Source organism: Planococcus soli (assembly GCF_016881065.1).
Classification (GTDB): Bacteria; Bacillota; Bacilli; order Bacillales_A; family Planococcaceae; genus Planococcus; species Planococcus soli.
Genome location: NZ_WXYN01000022.1, coordinates 1 through 21,264, shown reverse-complemented (window position 1 = coordinate 21,264; position 21,264 = coordinate 1). Strand labels below are relative to the sequence as shown.

The following is a 21,264-nucleotide window of genomic DNA, read 5'->3' as shown; positions in this document are numbered from 1 at the left end:
GGTGGTTACTTTTTTGCTTAATAACATCTTCAATTTGGCCAGCCGTTCTTATACGGCATGTACTGCATCGGCCGAGTGTTAACGCACTCGGTCTTTTTTATGTCTAAATTGGAGCATATTAGCTTTTAGGTTCTGTTAGTTATAATTCGATTTCGCTTAGCAGGGAGCGACACAATCATTTCGACTCAATCTTCCCCAACTCATCCAGCAGCGCTATCCGTTTCGGGTACATGAACTTCAACTCCTCAATCAGCCCCGCGGCCGCTTCAGCCCCCAGCGCCTGCTGAAAATCTTTGATCCTTTGGCAGGCAGTCCAGTATGCCTTGCGGTTGGAAGCCCGTTCGATCAGGCGGTATATATAGGTCGTATAAATCTCATTCACTTCATGCGGATAATCGGCAAGCAGATGCGGATACAGGTACTCGATTGCAGAGACATTGCTGCGACAATAATCCAGCAGCTCCTCCAACCTCTTTTCATCAATCAAAATTTCGAGATACAGCGGCAGACTCCGCGGACTGGTTTTCATCTCCGCAAGAAGCAATTCCAACTTCTCCGACCATTGCTCCACATCCACCAAACTCTTCAGCTTAACGTAATATTTCCCCTCCCCTTGCAGAGCAAACTCAAAGCTGAGGTCGATCATTTCCGCCGTGCTGCCCATTCCTTCATAAGCTGCAAAGCGCAGCTCCTTCCAGTCTTGCAGGAGTCCCGGGAGGTTCGCATCCAATCCTTCCGACTCTTCACACAACCGGATCACTTTTTCAAATTCACCCGCAACCAGCGCCTGCAGAGTCTGTGCTTTTCGGATTTCTGAATAGTGGTGGTGCTTCACGTAAAATGCTTCGACCGCTTCCTTGTCTCCCTGTTGCTGCAGCACCCTCAGCTGGCATCGGCGAAACCGCTCTTCCTCGTAATCGAATGACTTGTTTTGCATTTCCTTGCTGCCAATCACTTTTTCAATAAAATCATAAAACTTGTCTGTGAAATCGCTGCTTTCATTCCATTGCAGGACAGATTCCAGCAAACTACTTGGTGCATCTGTCATGTCCTGCTCCAGTCCGAACAGGATATGTGGATACAGCAGATTGAGCATACGGTCAACAGTCGCTCTATCCAGATCTTCCGGCCACTGCGCCAGCGCATCGTCAACTTTCTCCAGGCTTTCGTAGATAACTGAACTGATGTCCCCGGACGAACTGTCCGCAATTCCCAGTATTTCAGTACATTCTTTTATGATAATCAAACTGAGGCGGATGATCTTTTCAGCATCTTGCTGCGAGTCCAATCCATCCATATATTCGAGGACTTCCAAAACGCCTTCGAGAGCCTGATCCGGCCGGTCCCAATCGATAAATCCGCTGCGGCTGGCGCGGCTCACTGATTTCCGGATGATTCGACGCGCCTTTTCCTCATTCATATCACTCGAATCCGAGAATTTCTCTGTTAAATAAAGTTGGACGGATGGCTGCTTCTCCACCAGCTCCTCCAGAATTTCCAGCAGCTCCGCTTTTTTCAGCGTCTTTAATTGCGTCAGCACATCCACTGCAGTCGAACCGTTCTCTTCTTTATATTCACGGATCGCCAAGCATACCGCCACTTCATGCTTGCACAGTGAATCCGATTCGAACGGGCAGGTACAGTAAGAACCCACAATCGTTCCATCTTTCGTCAAATTGACCGACACCTCGTAATCCCGCGTGCCCGCTACCAGCGCATGCCACCGATTCGGCGCATCTTCCGTCAATTGCTCCACAAAATCCTGCTCAAAATAATCAAGGCCACGTTTATAAAGCTTTGCCGGCACGGTTGTTTTCAGGTTGCTTAAGTTCATGAGAATTCCCCCTGGAGTGATTATAGCCTGCTGTTCTTTAGAGCTGAACAGTATTTATTCAGGAAAATAGGGAAGGTTTTTACTCGAAATATTGATAAGTCAGAGGCGGCGGTATCAAAATATAAGTTATCGCGTATTGCCAAAATCATTTAGAATTGTTTTGACACTGTCGTTTTTTATTATAACTACTTTTTCCCCCATAAAGCCGCATGACAAGTCCGCTCCATTACAGACTTATGTGGATTCCCAGCTTCATTACCCACCTCTTCTCGAAGTATTGACAGGCTCAATATAATCTTTTATTTTCACTAGTTTGATGTCGTCTTTATTAAACAGATTCAATTCTCCGAAAACGTCCTCAAACTGGACAATCTGTTCTGATAATGCCATGGAGGCCACATCTTCCCTCGATTCTGCTTCCACTGTTCTTTCCACAGTGAGTCCTTCTTCTAAGGTATATTGGATGACGAATTTCTTCATAATTTCACCTCCCTAAGTTCAAATTCTTCATAATTGGACAGAGTCCTTTAAAATTCTCCAAGATCATTCCCTGATTCAAAGGGTTTTCCCTGTATACGCCGCCATGCAAACAAGTATTTTTAAAAAGACTCCGGATTATATATGGTAAGAAATTTTCCGTAAAGTCCGAATATAGCTTGAGAGGAAGACGCGGGACTGTGCTCCGTCCAACTTTCATGCCATCCTATAGATGAAAAAAATGAAAAAACACACCCGCAAGGCTGAAGCAGCGGATGTGATAATGCATGGCACATATTGTCGGAAACGTTTAGAATTGATTTTTACACAGGGAAGCGACAATTTAAACATCATTTCTCAATTCGCAGAGCCTGATTCTACTTCTCCGGATGACCAAACGCTTTCAGCAAGTAAGCCATATGCACGGTGCCTTGCTCAAAATCGTTCAATCGGATAGATTCATTCGGCGCATGCACTTTTGAATTTGCCCAGCCGACGCCTGTGCTGACGATCGGCAATTTCAGCCGGTTTCCGATATCATGCATCGGCCCTGTGCCCGCATGATTCGGCGCCATGACGATCTCTGCTCCGTATGCTTCCTTGGCCGTTTCGACTACCTGAGCGATAAACGGATGGGAAAAATCGGAGCGGTAGGCGCGCTGGCTGTTCAACGCACGGACTTCCACATCCGTAAATCCATGTTTGTCCAAATGGCGTCTGATGGATTGAACAATATTTTCAGGGTCTTGTCCCGGTACCAGACGGCAGTCCACTTTTGCCATGGCCCGCTTTGGCAGCACCGTTTTGCTGCCTTTCCCGTAATAGCCGCTTTCCAATCCGCAAATCGTCATGGTCGGTTCAAATACCATCGCGATCCGCGGATCTTTTCCAAGCGCTTCTGTAATAAGCGGACGCTTGAGCCCGTTCATTTCTTTTAAGGCGTCTTCTTCAAAAGGCAATGACTCGACGACCTCCAGTTGTTCAGCTGTCGGCGGGATGATGTCGTCATAAAACCCTTCCACCAGGATTTCATTTTTGCCGTTTTTCATAGACGTCAACGCGTGGACGAGACGCCAAGCCGCATTATCGACGTAAGCGCCCATGGACGAATGCAGATCAATATCAGCACTTTCACAAATCAATTCCATGTAGGCCATTCCTTTAATGCCCGCCACCATGCTGACCCGCTCTTTCTCATCTTTGTTGCCAAACTCCCATATACACGCATCTGCCCGGAACAACTCGGTGTACTTCTCCAAATAAGGAAGAAGGTTGGGACTCCCCACTTCTTCTTCTCCCTCAATCATAAATTTCACATTGCACGGCAATCCACCGTCGGACTCATGCAAGGCTTGAATCGCTGTCAGACGGACAATCAAATCCGCTTTATTGTCGGCGACTCCCCTTCCATATAAAATCCCCTCGATTTCAGTGGCCTCAAAAGGTTCCGTCTTCCATTCGTCAAACGGTTCCGGCGGCTGGACATCGTAATGATTATAAAACAGCAATGTTTTATCCGGCGCACCGTTTTTTCCAGCCGGGAAAAAACCGTAAATAACGGGGTTGCCACCCAAGTCTCTCAGAACGCGGGCTTCGCCACCCGTCCCTTCCAATAGGTCGACAACAAACTGGACCGCTTCCGGAATCCCTTGGTTTTGTGCAGCCACTGAAGGAATTCTGACGTATGACGTTAAGGTATCGATTGCCTGAGGCATCAAGTCCCCAACGATAGTACGCAATGTTTCATGATTAGTAACCTTCATAATGATGTTCCTCCTCTGGTTCCATCTTCGCTTCTTGATGTGATCATTCAGAGTACCTATGTAGATGGCGTCTTATTTGGGTAATTTCAGTTGAGAAATGATTCATCTTGCTTGAAAATTTGTTCTTTCATCGTCATTGTTCAGGCTCCTTTTTAAAGGGTTTTCCTGGAATATGACTTATAGAGATTATTTTACCACGCATTAATATACACTTAAAATACTATTTATAAACAAAACAATTTTCGTTCTCTACACGCGAAACAAAGATGATGAGCAGTTGCCAGCAGTTATAAAATAAAAAACCGCACCCACAACGTGAATGCAACGATTATAAAATTCTGCTAAAAAGTACACACAGTAATACGAGTATGATAAAAATCTGATTCTTCCTACTGTATGCGTGATTCCCAGCTGCCCCGGATAAAATAAAAAAAAAGTATCCATTAACCCTTAAGGTCACTGGATACGGCATTTTATTGATGCAATTGTAGTTAAAAACTGAATTGAGTTCGACACTTAAAGACGATTTTTATTCGGCTATGCAATAAATCACTTATGAACACCAGTTATCTCTTCCATCAATCGAACCCATTCTTCTCTCTTGAAATCATACAATTCCAGCTCTGTTTTTCTCAGAACAAGGTGGATGCTGTCGAACTTCTCGTCCGAACGGAACCTCCACCAGCTTTTCACTGTTGATGTCTTGGTGCCTGGCTCATAATAAGTCAATGTGAATTCGGGATCGATGATGTCATCTACCCGGTCAATCTCTATATAATCATGTGGGAAATCAATATACAGTCCGAGTGCCGCTTTATGAGGCTTAATGGACCCAATTTTATACGCCGAATGCGCATCCTTCTTCTCAAGCGCGTCACTCCAAGGGACCGGATTGTCGCTCACAATCAAAATTCGGCCGCCCTCATCGGTTTCAATCCGGCAATTCGGCAAACTGTTAAACACTTCTGTCATCTCGTTCATTTTTTGTTCGACCATTTTGTTCATTTTGCTATTTCATTCCTTTCAACTCATCTATCAATTGTGAATACTGCACTTTCTGCCAGGCAAGGCCATACCGTTTATTTTTCCGTTCCACTACTTGTTATTCTATCACGTCCCGATGATTGCTCCGTGTTTAAATTGTACGCTCCAGGACACTATTTTTTTGCTTGAAATGGGTCGATTAAGGATATAGTAGCTGTACAAGATCTTTTCAGTTCGGTATCACATGCTTTTTTCTTATAAGAACTTTTCATCTACTCGATTTTATAGCTTTACATGACACTTGAAACTAGACTGATCAGCAGGCGTGATACTCATTAGGAGGTCTCTATGATGAACCCACAAATCTTAATCGTCGGAGCTGGCCCCACTGGCCTGGCTCTTGCCTCTAGCCTGGCGCGTCAAGGCGTGCCGTTTCGGATCATCGATAAAAACGCAGGAACCGGCACAGCGTCACGTGCGCTCGCTGTGCATGCGCGCATATTGGAGCAGTACGAGCAACTGGGCCTCGCCGAACGAAACATCAAGCGGGGGCATCCGATTTTGTCGCTGGATGTCAGCGACGGCAAACGAGTGAGAGCCACAGTGAAATTCCATGAGTTGGGCAAAGGGCTGAGCCCGTTTCCGTTTATCTTGAGTTTGCCGCAAGACGAGCACGAAGAAATTCTTGAGGACGAATTAAGTCGAATAGGCATCGAAGTGGAATGGAACACCTCGTTGCTTTCGTTTGAAGACACAGGAGCTGGCGTGAATGCCGTGATACAGCAACAAGGACAGCCAGAAGAAACAGCGGAATTTGCCTATTTATGCGGATGCGACGGGGCCGGCAGCATGGTCCGAAAAGGACTGGGACTCGACTTTCCCGGCGGCACGTACAAGCAATTATTCTTTGTCGCTGATATCGAAACCGAAGAACCGGTAGACGATATGGAAAAGATGGACATGTACATGGACAATGACGGCTTTATGCTGTATATGAACGTCCGCAACGCCAACACCAAACGAATCCTCGGCATTGTGCCCGAGGAATTCAACGAACGCACCGATGTCCAATACAGTGACATCACCAATTACATTGAAAACAAAATCCGCGTGAGCGCGGCCAAGGTCAATTGGTTTTCGACCTACCGCGTCCACAACCGCGTCAGCGAGCGATTTGCCAAAGGGCGTGTCTTTATTCTGGGTGACGCCGGACACTTGCACAGCCCGACCGGTGGACAAGGCATGAACACCGGTATTGGGGACGCCATCAATCTGGGATGGAAACTCGCAGCGGTGGTTCAAGGGAAAGTCGCTCCTAGAATATTGAGCACCTACGAACAAGAGCGCATCGCCTTTGCGCGCCGGTTGATCGCGACAACCGACAAAGCATTCCAAACGATCGTCAGCCAAAAACTGCGCGGCACTTTGCTGCGGGAGTATGCCGTCCCTTACGTCTTACCGTCCCTATTCAAATTTTCATTCCCCTCAAAAAATGCTTTTAAGATCTTGTCTCAAATCCACATCAATTACCGCAACAGCCTCTTCAGCAAGGGCAAAGCCGGTAAAGTCTACGGCGGCATGCGCTTGCCGTGGATTGAAACCGCAAACGGCGATAATTTCGCGCCGCTGCGTTCCGTCGATTGGCAAATTCACATATACGGCAAAGCGCAGCCCGAACTGATCGACTTTGCCCATGCGCAGTCGCTCCAGCTCCATGAGTTTCCATGGGAAGTACAGATGAAAAACGCAGGATTCAAGCAAGATGCGCTGTACCTGATCCGGCCGGATGGACACGTGGCGCTTGCGACTGAAAAGCAATGGGTGCGTGTGTTGAAAATGTATTTGGAGGCTTTTGGGATTATGGCTTTTGGAGCGGAGTGAGGGAGAAATTGTAAAGGAGGCTTGAGAAATAGATCCGTGATGGGATCGTTCTTTTAGCCTCCTTGCACTGTAAACTACCTTCTTCTATACCATTTCTGCAACCGGCGCATTAACGGCAGTTTCAGCGGCTCGATTTTTACATCGCGCGCGCGAATTACTGTCTCTATCATCGGCGAGTCGAACAATGTATGAAGCTCAAAGCTATCTTCCGTTTTGTAAATTTCATCATACAGCCACCATGCACCTTTGAAATCAGCCGGAACGTTCGAATAGGTGACTCCTTCAAAAGTGAGTCGGAAATCCGTGAAATAATAGAAACCTCCACTACAGTCGAGCATCAGGACCAGCAGATCTTCAGATGGTCTTTCAACAGAAAGGACGACCGCATCGTGCAGGCCATTCTCTACCAATTCGACTGCGGCTGACGGGAGCTCCGCTTTGATCGATTCGAAATGCTGCTTATACCGGTCACTAAGCTCTTCCATCCGCCGCTCGTAATCCCGTTCCCACCGATTGACGAGCATGCGCCTTTCCGTTCCCAAGCAGACGCCCATTTCATGCAAATCAATTTTCCATACTTTCCACAATAAATCTCTTCAGCCGCTCCTGATATTCCTGAGTGGCTATCGTATAGGCTTTAACATGTCCGGCGTCCGGAACTGTCCAAAACATTTTGTCGCCGCCTGCTGCTTCGTACAGTTCTTCTGCCATCGACGTCGGGACGAGTTCGTCCGCCTCTCCATGAATGATAAACAAAGGAAGCGCATTTTTTGCGGCTTGCTCGAGCGCGGAGGCTTCATTAAAAGTGAAACCCGCTCTGAGTTCTGTAATACCACTAGTGATTGGAATGAGCGGAAACGCCGGCAGATTGTAGATAGACTCGAGCTGATAAGATAAAATATCCGCCGCTGACGTATAAGCGCTGTCAGCAATAATCCCTTTCACTGCCGCCGGAAGCTCTTCGCTGCTCGTCATCAATACGGACGCCGCTCCCATTGAAACGCCGTGAAGAAAAATATCGCTGCTGTTTTCCTCATCAATGAGCAGCTGGGTCCATTGCTTTATATCCAGCCTGTCGTGCCAGCCAAAACCAATATAATCCCCTTCGCTCCCTCCATGGCCACGAGCATCGGGAATTAAAACATCAAATCCCTGGTCATAATAAAACTGAACAAAATTTTTCATATCTTCACTGTTTCCGCGGAAGCCATGTGCAAGGATCACGGCTTTCCCACCCGAATCTTCGTTCTCCAAAAAGTCACCTTCCAACCTAAGATCGTCATATGAAAGGATAGAAGCCGTTTCAAATTCCTGCTCTTCGTACCATTCAGCCGCTTCCTCGATAATCTGTTCATCTTCAAGAACGATTGTCACTGGAACTTCTTCTTCCTCATAAAGTTCAACTTCAGTCCCCCGCTGCACAGCTTCGCCGTAAAAGAAATCCCCGGCAAAGGCAAGAGCGATGATGATAAATGCCAATAAACTAATTGCCACAATAGAAAACTTACTCATATATTAATCTCCCTCTTTTAAAATAAACCATTTCGCTTCCGTGGAAGCGACGCATTTCCTAATTTATGCTGATAAATAAATAAAAATACCACACTCTAAATGTGAATGCAAAGAGTGCGGGGAGATAATCCCTGATGGAAAGACTAACATTTACATATCTAAACAAAAAGAACCTTGAGAGCATCAAGGTTCTTTTTACAAATATATATTAAGCATTTAATTTATATTGCTCTGCCTTACCATACATGCTGTTTTCAGCTGTTACATCATCCAATTCTGCAATAATGACCTTAGGTCTAGAAGGACCGACTATTGTAGAAATATAGCTAACTTTAAATGTGTAAGTAGCTTTTTTGCGGAAATTTCGATATTCAAGCGAATCTTCTGTAGTTGTCCAATAAAAAACATAGCCATCTCTATCTGCTAAAGCGATTACTCGATATTCGTCGCTTTTAAAGCAAGAAACAAACTCAAGTTCCTTAGTATATTTCTTTCCTTTTTCAAATCCGTTCACTTCTTTGATTGCAAGCACCATCGAAATACACCTCATTCCATAGTGGTATGTATTTAATATAACAGAACTTACGTTCGATTCCTAGTGAAAAGATTAAAAATTTTAGAATATTTAGTTCATTTAGTAAATAAGGTAATGATTTAGGATAGCTCACATACTTGTTTGCATATTAGTACTTGAAAATCCCACTTCCCAGGGAACGACACAACTCCTAAACAAAATATGAGCTTGAATAAAATGCAACAAGCGCCGAGAGAAACGCTATTTGTATTAATCAGTCGGTGTCTATGATCCCAGATATACTGCTTATGGAAGTCTGAACATCATTAAGTTCTCTATCAAAGTCAATTACTTCTTAGATTACATACAAAAGCCGTATCCATTAACCATTGAGGTTTCTGGATACGGCTTATTCTTCATGCAATTGCAATTAGTAAACTGAATCCTTTTGGACACAGGAGCGCGTTTTTATTCACCTGCTGCAGAAATTTTATAAATCTTACCGCCATCAGTGGCTGCAATAAGCGCGCCATCCTCAGTTACAAGAATATCACGGAAACGTTCGCCTTCATCAGTTAATAGACGTTCTTCTCCAACGATGGTGTCATCTTCAATAACGACACGTGCAATATAGCTCGACACTAAACCACCGATGAGCAAGTTGTTCTCCCATTCAGGAATTGCGTCGTTATCATAGAATGAACTACCACTTGGCGCACTTGTTGGATCCCAATAATATCTTGGTTCAACAAAGCCTTGCGCTTCGTGTTCTGAAACACCACCATTGATCAATTCGCCAGTATACTCGATACCATAAGAAACAATCGGCCATCCATAATTATTGCCTGGTTCAACAATATTCAGTTCATCCCCAGCTTGTGGACCGAATTCAACAATCCATAAGTCTCCTGTTTCAGGGTGGAAATCCACACCTTGAATATTACGGTGACCGTAGCTGTAAATACCATCCAGTGCGTCTTCATCTTCGATAAATGGATTCGACTCTACTGCTTCTCCATCTTGTGTAATGTGAATGACTTTGCCCAAGTAAGCATCCAAGTCTTGTGCACGTTCGCGAATTGGGTCATCTGAACGCTCACCCGTTGTTAGGAACAGATTGCCATCCTCATCAAAGATAATACGTCCACCATAGTGCAAGTCGCCAGCATATGCTGGTGTCGCTTGGAAGAATGTTTCGAAATCTTCCAGTGAAGTTTCATCTTCTGATAAAACACCTTTACCGACTGCAGTTACAGTACCATCTTCAGCATCTTCAGAATACGTCAGAAATACCATTCTTGATTCGTCAAAATCAGGTGCAACGGCTACATCCAGCAACCCGCCCTGACCTTCGTTATTTACTTCTGGTGTACCTTCGATTGGATCTGAAACAGAGAACTCATCAAGGTTTACAATTAGAAGTTCTGCTTCATCTCTTTGCGTAACAAGCAAGCGGTTTGGTTCAAACTCTGCCATACCCCAAGACACGCCAAGACCTTCAGCAATAACTTCCTCATTAAGTTCTGTTTCAGTCACTACTGCAGGTGCTCTTGTTTGTTCTGGAAATGCCGGTTCAAACTCAGTAACTTTTGGTTGAGATTCTGCACTTCCATCATCAACTTCTTCAGTGCCCTCTTCAGCGTCTTCTTCAGTGCCCTCTTCAGTACCTTCTTCTGTTTCAGCACTTTCTTCTGTTTCAGCACTTTCTTCTGTTTCAGCACTTTCTTCTGTTGTAGCATCCGAATCAGCAGGTGCTTCTTCGTTTGAAGCATCATCATTGCCGCATGCTGCCAAAGCCAATACAAAAATCAGCATTGTAAATAACATTAATCCTGACCACGAAACTTTCGTCATCCTTTTTCCTCCCTTTTCTAAAATAGTAAACTGAATAGAGATTAAAATTCAGTACCCTAAAACCCAGTATAAAAATTAGGTAAGACTTTCATATCAAAACTAAGAATATGAAACGCCTTTGAAAGTAATATACCCAGATTTACTAAAAATAAAACAATTATGTTACTTTCCTGTGACATTTACTAAATTATTGTAACAATTAATTGGTAAAAGACAACAACCGGTGTTGCTGGTTTTTGTGATGTATTCAGCCTGTCTATGTCTCGCATCCCCTTCACGGCGTAATACTTTGTCGATGTTACGTGCACATAAATCCTAAATGCTGCCGGCAGCCATACCCACCATCTGTGTTGCAGTTTCTGGGTCTGGGGCGCATAAGACTTTATTAATTTTGTTATTATAGGTCCATTAACATCTTCACTTAAAGCAGTAGTATAGAGAAAATATTTAAAACTGCGTCTTTACCTGAGTGAGTACAAAAACCCTGCAAAAAAGCTGCGAATCCCTTCGCAGCTTTTTTTACATATATTATTTCATTCCATAAACCCAACAATCCCCTCCATCAACCCCTCCGCCAACGGTAAATCAGGATTGCTGTATGCCGCCTCATTCTCGCCTTCATCCGCCACCGTTTTCAGCACATGGTTTATATCGTCAATAATCAGCAGTTGGGATTCCGGATGCGCCGCATGCAAGCTTTCTGCATCGGAGGTCGGCACCTGCGAATCAGCTGTGCTAGCAATTATCAAGACTGGAATCTCAAGTGCCGCCACTTCTTCACTTCATCTCCTCCCGCATCTTTTTGATTCCTTCTATAAAAGATTAGCAAAAGATACGTACGTTTTTTCTTTAAAAAACTGAGTTCATATAAACAAAATAGGCGTTGACAGTGTATTGGCGTTTTCACTCAATTATTCTTACTTTCCAGGAAGAGGGATGCGATTAATTGAAGCAAAACTCTGTACAAGTTCGTTTCAAAGTTCTGTACTTCGACTTTGCAATACGTAACTGTGAGGCGATTTAATTAAGGATTAAGTAAACAACAATTTTTCCTTATACCATTTTTTTAACTTCTCTGGGTTTAGTTCAGCAATTTCTGGAAAGTCAGTAATTACTTTAATAATTAATCGCCTTACTATATCATCAGTCTCTCTACTTATTTCTTCAATTCTACGTTCGATATTATTACTTAAATTATCACCATGAACAAAAGAGGATCTGGCTTTATATGCCTCTCTTAAACTGTCGTGTATTTGAAGTTTATCGTCTCTACTGTTTCCTACTAATACAGCTACTCTTTCAGAAACTTGCATAGTTAATGAGTCTCTATCAGAAGCAATTAAGGCTTCTACAGCACTCATATAGGAAGAAATTTTTGACGGAAGAAAAGAATCATTCCTAGCATTAGAAATAAGCATCAACGACTTTACTATACGATTAAACTCCTTATATTGCATATTTTTACGATGATTACGGGCATTAGTCATTTCTTTAGAATTTGTATTAAATTCTTCAGTATATAAATGAGGTTTTATTATCTTTAACCAAGATATTGCTTGCTTTAACTCCTCCAGAGAAAAATAAGTATTACAATATTCGCCTGCAGAATTACTATAAAGTGTGCTTGTATTGATAATCTCAACTTCATCTCTGGTTGTTTTATAAGAATAGAGATTACCAGTATTAACCGAATTATCTTTTACGAACCATAAAGCTATTTGAAATGCGTTTACCAACCCCAAATAATCATTAACTAGTAACGAGGGATTCGTTTCGTAATGGTCATTTACAACTTGATCAATTTCCAAAACACTGCAATGAGTCAAACCGGTTGTCAGTTTTTCAAAATTTATTAATCCTATTTTTTTTATAAAAGATTCAGTAAGAAATTCTTTTTCAATAGGATAGGTGTCTTTAATTAAGTTGATTTGTTCCTCCAAGATAATAGCTTCAGCCGCAAAGTCTTTAATTTCAATGTAAGATAAAGCACCTATTAATAACTGTTTCATAATCGTATCCTCCTTTTAACTTTGTTACTCTGGGAAAGGTATAATGTGCCGCCATCTCCATTAAACTCCACAAGTATCGGTGGCGACTGATTGGGCACTTGGATGGAAGCTTTCAATATCCCTGAAATTTCATTCATTGAACTCGCTTCCTCAATTGACGCCTTTTCACTGTCTACACTACAAGCCGACAATAAAAACAGCATCGCCAGTAAATTTCCTATCCATATGGACTTCTTCACTGCATCTCCTCCCGCATCTTTTTGATTCCTTCTATGACAAAGATTGTTTCTTCAGCTTTTCTTTTATCGTAGCGGTGTTCGGTGAGGGTGGCAAGAAATGAACTGCAGATTGGAGGTGCTGTAAATTGGTGTTCTTTAATCAATATGATAATGAAGGAAATGTCTAGGACGAAACAGCTAAATTGAATTTCCAGCAGTCCCCAAATGTTCCCTGTGTCGCATACAATTTCCACACAATTTATATGGGTGAATAAGAAGGAAAAGCCACGCCCTAAATGCTGATGCAGCGGGTGTGGCAATGTATACATTATATACTGTAGTGTATAGTCAGATTCGTTTAGAATTGTTTTTAACACAGGGACGCGAATTATAATTCTTTTATTTATTTCATTAAGCTTATTCGAATATTTCGGCAAGCTCTACATAAGCTTAATTAATTCCAATGTAGCAGAATCTAAAACACCCTTCCCTGAAACTTCGGCATACAAATGCCGACTGCTCAGAAAAGGGTGTTTTTGGTCTAATTTCTATTATTCATCTTAACGCGGCATATAGACATACGCCTTATCATCTTCCGTCACTTCAACCAGCACCTCAGACGGAACCTCTTGTTCTGCCAATAGCTGCTGGCTGATTTTTTTCGGCGTCAGTTGTTTCAAGCTCTCCAAATTGCGGTATTTCAAGGCCTTGATGCCGAAATTTATTTTCACCTTATAATTCTCTTCGATGCTTTTCACTTTTCCTTCGATGGTCTCAATCAAGATATGGTTCTCCCCAACGACCTGTGCCAAAGTCTGTGATTTTACATCGGCTTCCTCGTAGTTCCGAATCGTTCGGAGATATGGCTCGTAGCATTCCTCGATGAACTGCACATTCAACAGCACGAGCTCCTGCTTAGCGTTGAACTCTCCGACAAGCCGCTCGTACTCTTTTTTCACGGGTGCGTCTCCCCATTTCCGCAACGTTTCATGTTCTTTCAATCCTTCAATATTCCCAGCGATTGCCTTCAAGTCTTTCGTTAGCACTTTCAAATCCTGTAAGGTCGCTGTATAAAATCCTTCGATTTCCGCATCTTCCACACCGCCAAGCGTAATACCGTTTCGGCGGAACCGTTCGATCACTTCCTTGAAATAGCCGAAACGCGCTTCGATCCGTCCAGCAAAATCATTTTCTCTGTGTTGAATCAAGGTCTCAAGCTTCTGTTCCATGCTCTTCAAGGAACTTTGGATTTCGACAAGTTGCTGCTGGCCAACAACCGTCGTCAAAAGATTCATGCTTGCATGCGCCAAGAGCGCCGGGTTCACACGCTTCACTAGCACTGCTTGCTCATAAATCTCTTTCACGCCGTCTTTCTTCACCGCCGGCAAATAGCCTTTGCCGTTCACTCGTTCGATCAAACTCATGCTCTTATCCTTTAAGCCTTTCACCACATCCGGGCTGAACTCCACGCGGAAGGTCCGACTCTGGTGAAACACCACCGCACCGTCTTTCAAGGTCTGCGCGATGATCGGAATCATATTCGAAGGAATCTCGATTCTCTTATAGCTACTTTTGATGAACCCTACGTCCTTGACTTCAGACACTTTAGGGTTCAAATTGCTGTCTTCTTCCGGCTCCTCTACTTCGCTGTCTTCTCCAGTTTCTTCAATGTTTGGTTCTTCTAGTTGCGGCTGTATCTTCCTATTCTTTTTAAAATAAATAAAGACCACGACCAGTGCCGACAATATTACTACAATCGAAATGAAAATATATTCCATGGTCTGTCCCTCTTTCTGGCGTAGTTCTTGCAATGTAAAAGACTTTACCATCTCTCATACCGAAAGAATCTGAGCGTTTTGTTATATTAGTTCCCAGGCCCTCACTATGTCACAAGTGACTATGGATATTTAACTTACTAAATAAAATTAGTTAAGCCGTATCCGCTAACCTTAAGGTTATGGGATACGGCTTCTTTATACAAATTAAGTTAATAAACTGAATTGAAATAGACAAAGAGAGACGCCTTTTTATAGATTTAAAAATCCACTGGCTATTTCTTCACAATTTTATAATTTGTCATAAAATGCCAAACACAATTTGCAATTAGTATAGCTACTACCGGCAAAGCTATTTCTAAGAAATATTGCTGCAAGACATTCTACCCCCTTTCTTTAAAGGGTGTAGCATTAGACTTTCAATAGATTTTCACTTTTTCATTTAAGTAGACTCTTAGTTTTTAGGATTCCCTTTTGAAATTATATTTTTCAGCTTTTTATTATTCGCTTTTTTTTTTTTGAATCAAAGGGTTTTTTAGTTTTTTTGGTCTCTTGTCATTTTTATTTTATCTAATATAGGTCTATCCCTTTTAGATTTATTAATCAGCTTCTTAATGCTGACTAGTAAATTATATCATGATTTTTTCCTTGTTGTAAAATTCTAATAAGTATTAATTTTTCCTTCTTTAGGAGCAGCACAAATTGTAATTACTAAGACTGATATACAAAGTAAAAAAATGCTTACACTCTAGATATTATTCGCGTGGCAGTAGATAGAATACAAAAAGCTTATATAAAAGCGGAAGCCTTTCAAAACCGATTTCCAGCAGTATCCAAATTCACTCTGTGTTGAAAACAATTCCCACACGATTTGTAGTCATTTATAGAATAAAAAATCCACTTTTGAATTGTTGATACAGAGCATGCGGAGATGTATGGGATATAAATTTTAGTGTGTTGGCTCATTCGTTTAGAGTTTATTTTTACACAGGCTTGCGATCACTAATTATCTGATAACGTTTAGAATTTTATAAGATAAAAATAAGATGTTAATTCTCATTACCTTTCCCATTAGTAATCAAGTTAATACTCTCTTATAGAATATTAACTTTTACCTTATTTCATTAGAAACTGACTCAAGGAAGAATAGTCCGGAATTCTCTTCATATTCTTCAACTACAGCGGTAATACGTAGATTTTGGCCCATACCAATAGTTTCCGGCACCTCAGAACCAGTAAGATTTAAATCAAAAATATCCACATCTTCGAACTTAAAATCAGGACCACTATAAGTTGTTTGACTAGAATCACCAACTGCGATTAAAATATCGTATCTTGTTGTATAATCCTCATGTGGCATCATATGTGCGATATATCCATCGAATTCAATGGTTCTACCAGCATATTTTTTTGCAAATTCAACAACGATTGGATCATTAGTATCCTGGACTGCCAAAAGAGCTGCAAGGTCTTCGTTATTTTCTTCCGTTAATATTTCCTGTTCACTTTCCACAGATGTATCATCGGTTGATTGATCAACGGGCTCTGCACCCTTTTCTTCAGTTGATTTTTCTTCTGTATCCGAGCTCTTTTCATCAGTGACTTCAGCGTCACTTTTCTCTTCTTTTGAAAATGTATGATATGTAACAACTATTTCAGAATCTTTTTCAAAATTATCATTTGCGCTAAACTCGGTAGTTCCATTGATCTCTACTTGTTCAATTTCTCCGTCTTTTGTTAGCCAGCCAGTAATTAAATCATCTAATACCTTAGTCTCAATATTAGTAAATCCCGTTTCTTCAAATTCTGAAATGATTGTTTGATAATTTTCCCCATTCATTTCATCTGAAGATTTACTTACTTCTAGTACATTAGGATCCTGTTCATCAGAACAAGCTGAAAGAGTAGTAATCAAACATATAAACACTAACATTCTTTTCATAATAACCTCCATTGATTACAGCCACTAAAATGAGCCACTCTTGCCATCTTTTTTACCACAGAGTGCCAAAGAATGTACCATTGAATGACACGATATGCACCACTCGATAAGATACCTTTATATAATTGATGGGCACACCTACTGGTGTGACATTTCTTATAGGAGGTATTTTTTTATGCTTCAATATGCCAGGATTTTGAGATTAAAGGAGGAGGGTTTCAGTCTTAGAAGTATTGCTTCTAGCACGGGAAATTCCCGGCAGAAAGTGACCGAGATCATCGAGCGGGCGGAGAAAAAGGGCTTGAAGGGACCATTAGAGGAAGAAATGACCGACAAGTGGATTGAGGAATTTTTATTCCCTGAGAAGTCGCTAGAAGCTTCCGGCAGACAGCCACTCAACTTTGATCATATTCACGAGGAACTCGCTAAGCCGAATGTGACCCTGTCGCTACTCCATCACGAATATGAGATAGAATGCCGCATGAACAAGAAAATTCCTTATTCGTATCGCAGCTTTGTCCGCCATTACAGCAGCTACGCAAATAAGCATAAGGCTACATTGCGGATCCGCCGGAAACCTGGGGAAATCATGGAAGTGGATTGGGCAGGCTCCACCGCCTTCATTATTGACCGGGATACAGGAGAGAAAGTGAAGGCATATGTCTTCGTAGCGACATTGCCGTGCAGCCAATTGTCCTATGCGGAAGCCACGTTATCTATGAATTTGTCTTCTTGGATCACTGCTCATAATCATGCTTATGCCTATTTTGGTGGGAGCACGCAGATTATTATTCCAGATAATTTGAAAGCCAGTGTGACCAAGCATACGATTCGAGAACTTGTCTTAAATCCTACATACCGGGAGATGGCTGATCATTACCAAACCGTCGTCATGCCCGCACGGGTAGGCGCTCCAAAAGATAAGCCGAGTGTCGAGGGTTCGGTAGGTGTCATTTCGACCTGGATCATCGCAGCGCTTCGAAACACACAGTGTTTCAGTATTGGGGAATTGAATGAGGAGGTCAGAAAAAAATTGGATGAGTTCAACCAACGGCCTTTCACTCGAAAGCAAGGAAGTCGGCTTTCGGCATTTGAAGAAGAGGAGAAATTTGCGCTTTCCCCTCTGCCCACCGCATCCTACAAAATGTCTGAATGGAAGTTGGCTAAAGTTCGGCCGGATTATCATATCTCTGTCGAGAGTATGTTTTATTCCGTTCCCTACGAATACATCAATCGGAAAGTCGAAGTGCGACTCACCGATAATCTCGTCGAGATTTATTCTAACCATATGCGGATCGCTTCTCATAAACGATTATATGGCAAGTTTGGGCAGTTAGCTACAACGCATGATCACATGCCCGACAACCACAAGCTCTATGTCGATCAGACACCGGAAAATGCGAAGGATTGGTCCGAAAGCATTGGTGAAAATACTGTAAAAGTAGTCAATTACCTATTGGCGAATACCAAGCCTGAAAAGTTAGCCTTACAGTCGATCTTTTCGTTGAAGAAAACAGAGCGACGCTACTCCAAGTATGAAATTGAACGGGCTTGTAAGATGATCATCTCCATGACCGCAAGACCTTCGGTCAAAAGCATACAGACACTGTTGGCGAATAATAAGAAAAGCGATGCCGAACAGGAACTGAAAAGAAAGACGGAAAGCAGCATCAATAATTACGGCTTCACTCGTGGAGCAGCCTATTATGGAGGGACAGATACGCATGAATGAGCAAACGATGAATAAGTTGAACGAAATGAAATTGAATGGCATGGCGGAGGCCTATGAGGAACAGGTCACCAAACGCGATTTTCAACAGATGGATTTTGATGAGCGCTTTTCATTGCTTGTCGATTTAGAGTACTCGCGCCGAAAGAGCAATAAACTCCAACGGTTGATTAAAGCAGCTTCTTTTTTAGATTCCAATGCCTGTATTGAAGACATCGAGTATCACGCCGATCGCCGGTTAAATAAAGAGCAAGTACTGAAACTGGCAAGTGGCGCATATCTCTTGGACGGCCACAACATTATTTTAAAGGGTCCGACAGGATCCGGGAAAACGTATCTTGCGACGGCCTTCGGCGTGTCAGCTTGTCGGCAGTCCTTTAAAGTGAAATACATCCGGTTGCCCGAACTGCTTGATGAACTGACGCTAGCGAAACTGGCAGCTGATGGCAGTTACCGACGACTCATCAAAAAATACACAAAAGTAGATTTACTCATCTTGGATGAATGGTTATTGACTGATCTTTCAACTGATGAGGCAGCAATCTTACTCGAGATTTCTGAATCCCGTCATAAAACGGTTTCTACTATTTACTGTTCTCAAATCGATCCGAGTGGATGGCATTTGAAGCTGGGGAACGAAACGATCGCAGAAGCCATTCTCGACCGGATCATCCACGACTCCTACCAGATCATGATCGATGGAGATATCTCAATGCGCGAGCGCCATGGTTTAGGTCAGAGATAAGAACTCAGTGCCTACGGCACAAAAGAAAGCCCTGCAGACTTATAACTTTTGGTCTGTAGGGCTTTGTGGTTATCTTGGTAAAGAGTGTGACAAATCGTGGTAAATCAACTGGCACTAGGTGGTAAATAAGATGGCAGACCTGGTAAAAATTCGTGGCCGTAATCATCCATCGAATATGTATAAAATTAACATTTTATAGTCAAAATATTATAACACATTGACTTATCTATTTTGTGAAATATATACAAGTAGAATCACTATACACAATAAAAATCTTCATGTCCTCCCAGAAGGACATGAAGAGATTTTATTTCTTCCCACGCGAGTTATAATCCTTCTCAATATCCTTCTTCCACTCACCATCAATCTTCTTCCCCGTCCGGAAAGAAGCAACCGCTTCACTCACCACTTGGTAATTGAGCTGAGTGCCTTTCGCGTCTGCATGGTAGTTGACCGCGAATTCCTCCCCGACTCCGAATTGGCGTGCAGTGGCGACCGCATCGATATTCGCGCCGAGGAACATGAATTCCCAATTGGCTGAGCTTTTCTTCTGCGCAATCATTCCATGGATTTTTTTATAATTGTATTCACAGCTCGAGTTTTCCATGCCGTCCGTGGTGATGACAAACATCACGTTGTCGGCTTGCTGGTCTTGCAATGTGCCTTTTTGTACGTTGCTTATTTTCTGGATCGTTGAACCGATCGCATCGAGCAGCGCCGTCATGCCGCCCACTTCATAATCCATTTCCGTCAGCGGAGAAATGCCTTCCAACGAAATCCGGTCATGTAACAGTTCATACCCCTGATTAAACAGCACCGTCGTGACACGGACTTCTCCGGGAAGCTTGCGTTGTTTTTCAAGCAATGCGTTAAAGCCCCCGATTGTATCCTTTTCCAGTCCCGCCATCGAACCGCTTTTGTCGAGAATAAAGACCAGTTCCGTCGTTTGCGTTTTCATATCGTTTTCCTCCTCAAGTTTTCTTACCAACTTAAGGATATGATTTTCAAGAGGTGAAAAGGTCCCTTTGGAAGCGACAGTTCAAGCGCCCAGGAGCGTTTGGTCAAACACAAATAACGCGTTGTTGATTTCATGGATATTGTAATTTTGCCGCTTAATGAAATAGATGATGATCAGATCGAATTTATGGCTGCGCGATAGTTTGTAACCCGCTTTTTCAAGCAGATCGTCTGTTTCGTGAAGGTCCAATTCAAGAGCTACAGCAAAAGCCACAATGGTCTTTTTCATCGGCGTGTATCCAGGGGAATTGCGAATCTTGGAAAACAGTTTCCGGTCGATATTCGCTTTTTTATAGGTCTGTGTGTCAGTCATGCCTTTCTCGTCAATAAAACGGAGCAGCCGTTCTGAAAACGATTCATCCATATCTCCAAAGAAATCTTCCAGACTGATATCAATTGGCGCTTCCACTACGAATTCCTCTTCTTGATACTCCGATATGATTTCTGTCTTGGCTTCCTTGCGATACCGGCTATCCTTCTTCTCCAGTTCCGTTACTTCATTTTCATCAATAAATGCGGCAATCGACTGGTAGAGTTTTTCACTGATTCCGAAAGACTGCTTGTCGAATACGACCAGATAAACATGCATTTCGCGATTGATCAGAAAGGCTTCGATTTCTGAAATAGCAACCTGCAAAGCAGTTTCTTTCGGATAGCCGAAGATTCCGGTGGAGATGAGCGGAAACGAGATCGATTCACATTCGAGCTGATGTGCAAGCTCCAGGGAGTTGCGGTAACAGTTCCGCAATAGGGCTTCTTCATTATCGGCCCCGCCTTCCCAGAACGGTCCAACCGTGTGGATGATGAAATCAGCATCCAGCGAAAAAGCCTCCGTAGACACCGCTCTTCCCACCGTGCACTGACCGATGCGATCGCACGCCTCTTGTAATTTTCGAGGACCCGCTGCAAGGAATATGGCACCGCACACACCACCACCCATTTTAAGGCTGGAATTTGCGGCATTGACAATCGTGTCACTGCCGGTGATAAAATACCCAATAACGCCGTTT

At 42.8% G+C, this 21,264-nt stretch carries 18 protein-coding genes; 3 read left to right on the top strand and 15 right to left on the bottom strand.

Annotation, left to right across the window (positions count from 1 at the left end; all coding sequences use genetic code 11):
* Positions 1-175: 175 nt before the first annotated feature.
* From GJB59_RS11410 to GJB59_RS11395, 4 genes are all read right to left on the bottom strand, one after another.
* Positions 176-1,834, bottom strand: a complete 1,659-nt coding sequence (locus GJB59_RS11410; protein ID WP_142828066.1) for an SWIM zinc finger family protein — start codon at positions 1,832-1,834, stop codon at positions 176-178.
* Positions 1,835-2,089: 255 nt separating this feature from the next.
* On the bottom strand, positions 2,090-2,314 hold the full coding sequence (locus GJB59_RS11405; RefSeq protein WP_142828065.1) for a hypothetical protein: 225 nt from the start codon (positions 2,312-2,314) through the stop codon (positions 2,090-2,092).
* A gap of 374 nt (positions 2,315-2,688) precedes the next feature.
* Positions 2,689-4,074, bottom strand: coding sequence for a M20/M25/M40 family metallo-hydrolase (locus GJB59_RS11400; protein ID WP_142828063.1), 1,386 nt, complete (start codon positions 4,072-4,074; stop codon positions 2,689-2,691).
* Positions 4,075-4,623: 549 nt separating this feature from the next.
* Entirely contained in the window at positions 4,624-5,079 is a 456-nt protein-coding gene (locus tag GJB59_RS11395) for a hypothetical protein (protein WP_142828062.1), read from the bottom strand.
* Positions 5,080-5,409: 330 nt separating this feature from the next.
* Here GJB59_RS11395 and GJB59_RS11390 point away from each other — a divergent pair, with 330 nt between their 5' ends.
* Positions 5,410-6,939: an FAD-dependent monooxygenase gene (locus tag GJB59_RS11390; RefSeq protein ID WP_142828060.1), complete on the top strand. Its 1,530-nt coding sequence runs from the start codon at positions 5,410-5,412 to the stop codon at positions 6,937-6,939.
* A 74-nt stretch (positions 6,940-7,013) separates the two neighbouring features.
* Here GJB59_RS11390 and GJB59_RS11385 read toward each other — a convergent pair whose 3' ends face one another.
* From GJB59_RS11385 to GJB59_RS11345, 9 genes are all read right to left on the bottom strand, one after another.
* Positions 7,014-7,526 carry a DUF4085 family protein gene (locus GJB59_RS11385; RefSeq protein ID WP_142828058.1) on the bottom strand — a complete coding sequence of 171 codons (513 nt, stop codon included), beginning with the start codon at positions 7,524-7,526 and terminating at the stop codon, positions 7,014-7,016.
* Entirely contained in the window at positions 7,504-8,451 is a 948-nt protein-coding gene (locus GJB59_RS11380) for an alpha/beta hydrolase (protein ID WP_142828056.1), read from the bottom strand. The genes GJB59_RS11385 and GJB59_RS11380 overlap by 23 nt, the downstream gene beginning before the upstream one ends.
* Positions 8,452-8,659: 208 nt before the next feature.
* Complete coding sequence (locus GJB59_RS11375) at positions 8,660-8,986, bottom strand: hypothetical protein (RefSeq protein ID WP_142828054.1); 327 nt, start codon at positions 8,984-8,986, stop codon at positions 8,660-8,662.
* Positions 8,987-9,433: 447 nt separating this feature from the next.
* A complete protein-coding gene (locus GJB59_RS11370) occupies positions 9,434-10,819 on the bottom strand; it encodes a PQQ-dependent sugar dehydrogenase (RefSeq protein WP_142828052.1) in 1,386 nt (461 codons plus the stop codon).
* Positions 10,820-11,352: 533 nt separating this feature from the next.
* Positions 11,353-11,568: a hypothetical protein gene (locus GJB59_RS11365; protein ID WP_142828051.1), complete on the bottom strand. Its 216-nt coding sequence runs from the start codon at positions 11,566-11,568 to the stop codon at positions 11,353-11,355.
* A gap of 282 nt (positions 11,569-11,850) precedes the next feature.
* Entirely contained in the window at positions 11,851-12,828 is a 978-nt protein-coding gene (locus GJB59_RS11360; RefSeq protein WP_142828049.1) for a HEPN domain-containing protein, read from the bottom strand.
* Positions 12,825-13,067, bottom strand: a complete 243-nt coding sequence (locus GJB59_RS11355) for a hypothetical protein (protein ID WP_142828047.1) — start codon at positions 13,065-13,067, stop codon at positions 12,825-12,827. The genes GJB59_RS11360 and GJB59_RS11355 overlap by 4 nt, the downstream gene beginning before the upstream one ends.
* A gap of 539 nt (positions 13,068-13,606) precedes the next feature.
* Positions 13,607-14,824: a DUF1572 domain-containing protein gene (locus GJB59_RS11350; RefSeq protein WP_142828045.1), complete on the bottom strand. Its 1,218-nt coding sequence runs from the start codon at positions 14,822-14,824 to the stop codon at positions 13,607-13,609.
* Positions 14,825-15,932: 1,108 nt separating this feature from the next.
* Positions 15,933-16,763, bottom strand: a complete 831-nt coding sequence (locus GJB59_RS11345; RefSeq protein WP_185960054.1) for a DUF4839 domain-containing protein — start codon at positions 16,761-16,763, stop codon at positions 15,933-15,935.
* A gap of 175 nt (positions 16,764-16,938) precedes the next feature.
* On the opposite strand from GJB59_RS11345, the gene istA reads away from it, so the two are divergent.
* A complete protein-coding gene (istA, locus tag GJB59_RS11340) occupies positions 16,939-18,495 on the top strand; it encodes an IS21 family transposase (protein ID WP_142828042.1) in 1,557 nt (518 codons plus the stop codon).
* Positions 18,488-19,237 carry an IS21-like element helper ATPase IstB gene (gene istB / locus GJB59_RS11335; RefSeq protein ID WP_142828424.1) on the top strand — a complete coding sequence of 250 codons (750 nt, stop codon included), beginning with the start codon at positions 18,488-18,490 and terminating at the stop codon, positions 19,235-19,237. Before istA ends, istB begins: the two co-directional genes overlap by 8 nt.
* 307 nt (positions 19,238-19,544) lie before the next feature.
* Here istB and GJB59_RS11330 read toward each other — a convergent pair whose 3' ends face one another.
* A complete protein-coding gene (locus tag GJB59_RS11330; RefSeq protein WP_142828040.1) occupies positions 19,545-20,195 on the bottom strand; it encodes a vWA domain-containing protein in 651 nt (216 codons plus the stop codon).
* Between the two features lie 81 nt (positions 20,196-20,276).
* Positions 20,277-21,254: a macro domain-containing protein gene (locus tag GJB59_RS11325; protein WP_203583270.1), complete on the bottom strand. Its 978-nt coding sequence runs from the start codon at positions 21,252-21,254 to the stop codon at positions 20,277-20,279.
* Positions 21,255-21,264: the final 10 nt, after the last annotated feature.

Bases quoted from the DNA above. Each gene is read 5' to 3' on its own strand.
- GJB59_RS11410 (WP_142828066.1), bottom strand. From the start codon at position 1,834: ATGAACTTAAGCAACCTGAAAACAACCGTGCCGGCAAAGCTTTATAAA.
- GJB59_RS11405 (WP_142828065.1), bottom strand. From the start codon at position 2,314: ATGAAGAAATTCGTCATCCAATATACCTTAGAAGAAGGACTCACTGTG.
- GJB59_RS11400 (WP_142828063.1), bottom strand. From the start codon at position 4,074: ATGAAGGTTACTAATCATGAAACATTGCGTACTATCGTTGGGGACTTG.
- GJB59_RS11395 (WP_142828062.1), bottom strand. From the start codon at position 5,079: ATGAACAAAATGGTCGAACAAAAAATGAACGAGATGACAGAAGTGTTT.
- GJB59_RS11390 (WP_142828060.1), top strand. From the start codon at position 5,410: ATGAACCCACAAATCTTAATCGTCGGAGCTGGCCCCACTGGCCTGGCT.
- GJB59_RS11380 (WP_142828056.1), bottom strand. From the start codon at position 8,451: ATGAGTAAGTTTTCTATTGTGGCAATTAGTTTATTGGCATTTATCATC.
- GJB59_RS11375 (WP_142828054.1), bottom strand. From the start codon at position 8,986: ATGGTGCTTGCAATCAAAGAAGTGAACGGATTTGAAAAAGGAAAGAAA.
- GJB59_RS11370 (WP_142828052.1), bottom strand. From the start codon at position 10,819: ATGACGAAAGTTTCGTGGTCAGGATTAATGTTATTTACAATGCTGATT.
- GJB59_RS11360 (WP_142828049.1), bottom strand. From the start codon at position 12,828: ATGAAACAGTTATTAATAGGTGCTTTATCTTACATTGAAATTAAAGAC.
- GJB59_RS11350 (WP_142828045.1), bottom strand. From the start codon at position 14,824: ATGGAATATATTTTCATTTCGATTGTAGTAATATTGTCGGCACTGGTC.
- GJB59_RS11345 (WP_185960054.1), bottom strand. From the start codon at position 16,763: ATGAAAAGAATGTTAGTGTTTATATGTTTGATTACTACTCTTTCAGCT.
- istA (WP_142828042.1), top strand. From the start codon at position 16,939: ATGCTTCAATATGCCAGGATTTTGAGATTAAAGGAGGAGGGTTTCAGT.
- istB (WP_142828424.1), top strand. From the start codon at position 18,488: ATGAATGAGCAAACGATGAATAAGTTGAACGAAATGAAATTGAATGGC.
- GJB59_RS11330 (WP_142828040.1), bottom strand. From the start codon at position 20,195: ATGAAAACGCAAACGACGGAACTGGTCTTTATTCTCGACAAAAGCGGT.